2 protein-coding genes and 2 pseudogenes are annotated in these 6,782 nt (G+C 45.9%); 3 read left to right on the plus strand and 1 reads right to left on the minus strand.

Features of this window, described 5'->3' with window-relative positions; translation table 11 throughout:
* Nucleotides 1-55 precede the first annotated feature (55 nt).
* Nucleotides 56-391: pseudogene (locus ACWJI7_RS13910) on the minus strand (transposase); the annotation flags it as partial.
* Between the two features lie 285 nt (nucleotides 392-676).
* Here ACWJI7_RS13910 and ACWJI7_RS13915 point away from each other — a divergent pair.
* From ACWJI7_RS13915 to ACWJI7_RS13925, 3 genes and pseudogenes are all read left to right on the plus strand, one after another.
* Nucleotides 677-1,561 carry a class I SAM-dependent methyltransferase gene (locus ACWJI7_RS13915; protein ID WP_479938788.1) on the plus strand — a complete coding sequence of 295 codons (885 nt, stop codon included), beginning with the start codon at nucleotides 677-679 and terminating at the stop codon, nucleotides 1,559-1,561.
* Between the two features lie 8 nt (nucleotides 1,562-1,569).
* Nucleotides 1,570-2,433 carry a hypothetical protein gene (locus ACWJI7_RS13920; protein WP_479938789.1) on the plus strand — a complete coding sequence of 288 codons (864 nt, stop codon included), beginning with the start codon at nucleotides 1,570-1,572 and terminating at the stop codon, nucleotides 2,431-2,433.
* A 3,988-nt stretch (nucleotides 2,434-6,421) separates the two neighbouring features.
* Nucleotides 6,422-6,727 (plus strand): annotated as a pseudogene (locus tag ACWJI7_RS13925) (transposase); the annotation flags it as partial.
* Nucleotides 6,728-6,782: the final 55 nt, after the last annotated feature.

The raw sequence follows: 6,782 nt of genomic DNA on the forward strand, positions 1-6,782 counted from the left end.
TCAAGAGCGGTCAACCTGATTGGCGCGACCCCTCAACCAGATTGTCGTCGGACAGAAATGCAAGGATTGTCGTCTCATCCGGGATGCGCTCGCTGACCAGGTCGATCCCGGCAAAGCGCCGCATCGTGGGCACCTCGATCAGGGCATCCTCCATCGCTGGATCGCTGAGTGAGTACCACTGCTGCATCAGGTGGATCCGCAGCATGGTGGCCAGCGGATAAGCCGGGCGTCCGCCTTTGGAGCTGGTTATGGGGTAATGGGGCTCGATCAGATCGATGAGCGCCTTCCAGGGCACCACCGCCTCCATCTCAGAAAGAAAACGCTCACGTTTGGTCCGCTTCTTGGCCGTGGATTGTTCCTAGTCACCAAACCCGAGCTGCTTGCCGCCCATGAACCCAGCCCTTACCTGCGATCACAAGGTCATTGTCCCGTAGTCGGGTTGGCTTTTCCAGAGTCTCCCTAGAGGTACGGCCATGTAAGATCACACAACTCTATGGAAGGCATAACTCATCTAGTGCTCTACATTGAGTCCAAAGCAATTTACTCCCGCACAGAGTTTACGATGTCAGGGGCCGAACTCCTTAATAGACGCAATCCACGTCAGTGAGTGCGCACTGCCGGGTTGGCAAAGCCAAGAAAGCATGTCTAAGATGTGCTACAGATGCGACCATCAGTCTTGATTCAAGCCCCTAGGCTCACCGCATTAGTACCGAGCGCGGAGGTTCTCTCGCTACATGATTTAAGAAAGCGTTATGATTGCTTTGAAACTTTTCAAGCCGAGCTTCTTGGCTTGCTTGAACTAGGTGGCCATGTTGATGACTGTGTCAAGACTATTAAGGCTCTAGGATTTTTAGAACCCTTCACGGCTGAACATATACGGCCCGAGGAAATCGATATCCAAGGGACAAATTATCGCGAATCAATAATCGCTAATGGCTTACTGAGCCGCAACAGGGCTATGCTACTTGTGTTAGAGCAAACCTTTAGATCAATTCAGTTTCTAAGCCAGCAGAGTATCTATCTTGTAGAGGCCCTCAGCAGCTTCGCAATATGGATGAGACGCCACCTTGGAGATGAAAGCCTCATCTGTAGTGAGTATCTTAGTGATTCTGAGCTTGGAACTAACGACATAGTCCATCAAGACCTCTGCGAATTGAGCTTCTCAGACGGGAGCTTCGATCTAGTTCTATGCAATGAGCTGTTTGAGCACGTTAAGGATTTAGATCTCGCATTCCATGAGATATTTAGGGTTCTCCGACCAGGTGGTCGGCTAGTTGCTACCTGTCCACTGGCTTTTGGTCAACGCGAATCAATCATCAAAGCAGTCCATGATCCGGCCAGTGGGCAAATACAGCATTTGGCCGAGGTAGAAATTCATGGAGATCCTATACGGCCGCAAGTGGGGGCACTGGTATATCGCATCCCAGGTTGGGAGATGGTCGAACAACTTAAGGCAGCGGGATTTTCTGAGACCTATTTGTATCATGTGGCTAGCTGGAAGCACGGAGTTCTAGGTTCAGACCTCCCAGGAGTGATGGTCACAGAAGCCGTTAAATACTGATCATGGATATGAAGCAGGCAAGAAACATTATCCAAGTAGTTCAGCTTCGCATACTGATAAATCCATATAACCAAGAAGACTGGATTGAATTAATGACCCACCTTGAGCAGCAGAACAACAGCGATACTATACTGGCTCACAAGAAAGACATTGAAACTAGCGAACCCTGCAAAGAGTCTTTGTACTGCAACGAGAACACTATGACGAGCACTGTTGCAGTAGATTCCACAAAATACATTAGACACCGTATAGATGATTGTTTGAGTGACTACAGATCACAAGACATTGTAAGAATGACAACTAGTCTTGAAGCTCTGGACGAATGTGGAGATAGTAGTGGCTGGAATATTGCGTTACGTGGCTTACTTGAAGGGCTTAAAAAAAATAATGAAATGTACTTAGACTTCCTAGTTAGAAGCCTTGAACATGATTCCAAGAATGAGTGGTTCCTTTACTGGCTTACAGAAGCCTCATTGCGTCTCAAACGAACTGAAACTTTTCTCCTATACGCTCCACGCCTAAGAGAATGCTCTATAGGACATTTAGCAAACTATTTTTCTTTTACAGCAGTTACTCTTGGTATTGGACTTAAGCATTCTGATGTCATAGGTGTATCAACACTTAATTACTGTGTCTGCCTAATCTTTGATCAGATACTAGAGATTAAATCCAATGAACTATCTCTTCTGTATAGGCTGATTTCCCAGCCTATATTTAGACGCACTGAAAAGAAGCTTTTGCAATATGGTGAGAGTTGCGGCAACATATACGGTGACTTCATTAAGTTGAAACTGTGTCGCGAATCTGAAAGAAACTATTATGCTCTAAACTTTTTAGAGTATAATCAACATCCCACTATTAAGGCGGATTGACACTTGTGAAAATCAACCCACAGTTGGCATCAGAACTACTTAGCTCTATTCATGCCGGAATGTTGTACAAAGGCATTAAAGCAGACTATTCTGGTCTACTTGAGAATCTATTTGCCTCTATTCGAGACTGGGGGAGTGATGACTTTGTCAGTGCTCGCATGGAAGATATAGACTACCAGATTCTACGTCTAGTTGAGGCATCACTAGAAGACTGCAACGGCGATATCACGTCACCAGACACGAATCCATATCTAGCCCTGTACGGCCTAATGTATTTTAAGTCTATGTATCTTGGGATAAAGCTTTTTTCCCAGTCACTTAGATCACTCGAGTTTGGCGTTGACTGGATATCACTACTCGCGGCATCCTATAGCGAAAATTCCCACGATACACTACCTAGTATATATCACTTGGTTAACTCTATTGCGCTAGCTCCAGAGAAGCAGTTGGACTATTATATTGGCGCAGCTGGACATACCAGTAGCCAGACTTCCCAAGATAGCATAGTCGACTATGAACCTACACTCGAAAGTTGTGCAACTACTGATAAACCATCACTTATAAGAACATTCAAAGTATCAGAAAGACTGACTTCCAGCTACTTTAGTATTAGTCAAGTAGGGCGAAGTAAGCTTAATATCTGGATACTTTACGATTCATCTGCTTATTCTGTTGTAGACGGGGGTCTTCTTGCAGATGTACTTACAAGATTTTTCGTGTTGCGTATTAAAAATAGTATTCCAAAAGTGATTTACCAGGTTCAGCTTACAGGGCGCAGCAAGAAAGTCTCACCAAGTTCATGTTCTTGGTGGGATCTTTCAAATCTACCAAGTCTATCTAGTCGGCCTGTAATCTCGATATCCAGAAACATCCCTTGTTTTGCCATTGCTATTTATGACTCAACTGAGGGATGCAATCCCCTCCATGAAATAATGAACTCAACCTTATCGACATATCATTGGCTAGGAGTCGTCGATACTTTATCTTCTTTATCGTATAATGGTTTCGAGTCTAGTGCTAGTATTAGACTTAGTTCGGATAAGCGACATCATGTTGCCAAGGAGGGCTTAAGTGATGACAAGAATGTTCTTATAGATACTAGGCTCATTCCAGATAGGCATGTAGGTGCGACCACGAGCTATAGTCCTATTACACAAAGTGAATATCTTGGACTCAAGGGCTGGGCCACTCAACTTAGTAGTTTGCAAATTTTCAGAAGCTGGATTGATATAGCCTCGCTTGCGTTATGTTCTAAGTCGATGCGTGCTGAAAATACGCATAATTCTGGGATTTTAAATCCGAGTCTACGTACTAAAAGTAGAGGCACTCTTCTCGTGTGGCGTTATGAGCCAAACTATTTAGCATGGTCGGGTCGACTAGTCGATTCTTTTAGAACTCAGAATTCCATATTGGCAGCGTATTATACTAATACTGATACCCATGCTGACGTCTTTGAGCTAACTCCTGTAGGCTTCCCTGATATGTCGTGGATTGAGGATATTCGCTTATACAATACAGCTTCTGACTTCTCCGCAAGCTGTGCTTTATTTCTTCCTTCGCATAACGCTAGATCCTCATTATCTAAACAAGACTTCCACGAAAACAATACTGGAACGGGCATGATCGTAACTCAGTGTAAATGCACAATCGACCTTTCGTCCAGGTTGATCGTCTTCAACGGCTTCCTTTGTCTTGAATCACGTATAGAGCCACGGGTTCCGACTACGTTTGAAAAGAACTGGGCAGTTTGGGATTCTGTACATGCATTTAGAATAATATACTCATTGGATCCTTATAGGGTCTTTGTCAAAGCCTCGTCGACCAATAGCTGCTTGGAAGAACAAAAGTCCTCTCCCGTTATTAACCTTTCAATAGCCGAACTCTTAGGTGCTACGCCTAGAAATAGCTGTCACTTAGTTAATCTGTTGGACACTGCCGCGGGAATTGATATAAGTATTGGCCTATTTCATGTTAGACGTAGTGGGTACTCCTACTATCAGTACTTATACTCTGTGGACAATGTGACTGGTAGCTTTCTTGGCTTCAATCAGACGCCTTTTTTGTCAATTGATAATCGACTTTCTAATGCTACTAAAGCATCCGGATTTTGGAAGAATAGTAACGTTTGCTACGTATCTGATGCGTTCGTGATGGAAGGTCAGTTTGTTATTCTCTTAAATCTATACGATGCTCAGGCGTATCGGTGCTCGATGGCTCTATCAGAGATTGTCGAACGAGTTTCTGCTGCTTGTGGGGACTATATTACCTGTTGATGAAATTTACGCGCTACTTCATGAATGTATCATGACTTTATCTTCTAATTGCAGCCTCTACGCCTACTGGCAGTTGGAGATCATTTCCTCTTACTATCAGTTCTTTATGCATTCAAGTGTGTCAGTAAGCCAGGTTATGGATGGCTTCTTCTTGCTTAATATATCTACTCCAGCTTCTTCGGGCGAGGATGTGCTAAAAAGGCTACTGTTTAAGGACTTATCTCCTTATTCATGTTTTGAGACGCCTCATCCGCTTTCTTTATCAGTTTTAGATAGTATTGATTGCGCAGTCCTTTCCGGAACGCAGTACTCAATTATTAGATACTTGGAAGATAGCAAAGTCTTTGCTAAGGCTGTAATAGATCAGCATATTCGACTAGCAATTTGCTCTGTCGATGACTTACTCTCGCCTGTTTCATTTGAGTTTAGTGGTTCTCCCGTCCTTTTAATTCCACAGATATTGACCGGTGCTTGTATGTATGCCAATACATCTCAGTCCACTGTGCAAAAGTCCAATGTTGGACTAACGTTTCGACAGGAACAGCATAGCAGCCTAGATTTAACCACACCAGTGAAACCATGTATTCTACTGCTATCCCAGCCTGGCACGTTTCTTGCCAGTAGGCCATGCTTTGATGCGTTAAGTGCATTAGTTAATATATTATGTAGGTACTACGCCTTTCGTGTCCTTCCATGTAGGCACTCACTCGATTCGGATAATGGCCTTCCTGCGTTCTTGCAGCTTGTTGATCAGCTTGAGATAAATTCGAGTCGAATCCTATTTAGTTATCCATCCTTGGCCGAGTTATCGGAGACCTTTTCATATCCAGGTGCACTACTCGTCAGTGATGCCCCGTACATGGGGTGGGCAGCTAGCTCGATGAATGCTCGATCGATGTATTTAGCTGCCAGCCACGAGGATAGCTTATTACACTTTGAGTATGGTTACGCAAATGTCTTGGACATGTCAGAGACTGGAAGCAGTTCTCTGGTTATCGTATCTCTAAAGTCTGCCGAGGCTGGTACGCATACAGGATATTTAAATGCAATGTCTAAAGTCTCTTCAAGTCATGTCTTTCTTTCCCTGGATAGCTTGATCTACATATAGCCTATGAGGGAAATCGTTAAAGTTCAAGCTTTTGTATTTCCTGCATAACTAATGAAATCTTAGAATCATGGACCGTTATATCTATTCAAGAAGATCTAATCAAAGCATTGATCTACTGTAGCATCGTATTTTGCAATAACCCTATGACAATACGATGTATGCCATTTAATTCACGCACCTTTTCCCGCATAGGGCCTTGATTGAGGTGGTCTGGTATTTCTTGACAGGGCCCATCGTTAACCTCTATGGCTGTCCCCATAACCCAGAGAGGCCTTGCGCCAGCGTTTGTGGGTTCGCAGGCAGATGCCGATCTCACCGCAGGCACTCACCAGGCTGTCGCCAGCAGCTATTGCCTTGCTGATCAGTTCGATCACCTTCTGCCGGTGCGCGGCGCTGGTCAGCCTTCCGCATCCTCCGTGCAGAATGCGACTTAATTTATCGCAGTATCAGCAGTGCTAAGTGGCGTCCCTCCAGTTGGTGTAAATGCTGAGTGCCCAGCCCCGGCGTAGCCGGGGCTGGCTGACCGCTCCTCAGACGCCAGTCGTTGCAAGGGGTGGGCAGGCAGGCCCGTTTCCCTGGTTTGAGAACCACCTCAACCAGACGAACCATGCCCAAACCGGATTCTGGCGCCTCAGCCCTGGCGCCGCTACTGAATGGCAGCACCGCCGGGGAGCTGATCCCGGAGCTGGTGCGTCACGGCCTGCAGCGACTGATCGAGCTGGAAGTCGCTGTGGTGCTCGGCGCTGACCGCCATGAGCGCAGCGAGGACCGACTCGGCTACCGCAACGGCCACAGGCTTCGAACCCTGGCCACCCAGGCGGGCGACATCGCGCTGAGCATCCCCAAACTGAGAGCAGGCAGCTTCCTGCCCTCAATCCTGGAGCCCCGGCGCCGTGTGGATCAGGCCCTCTATTGTCCGACGACAATCTGGTTGAGGGGTCGCGCCAATCAGGTTGACCGCTCTTGAG

The organism is Cryptocyanus atlanticus LEGE 06306 (assembly GCF_056633155.1).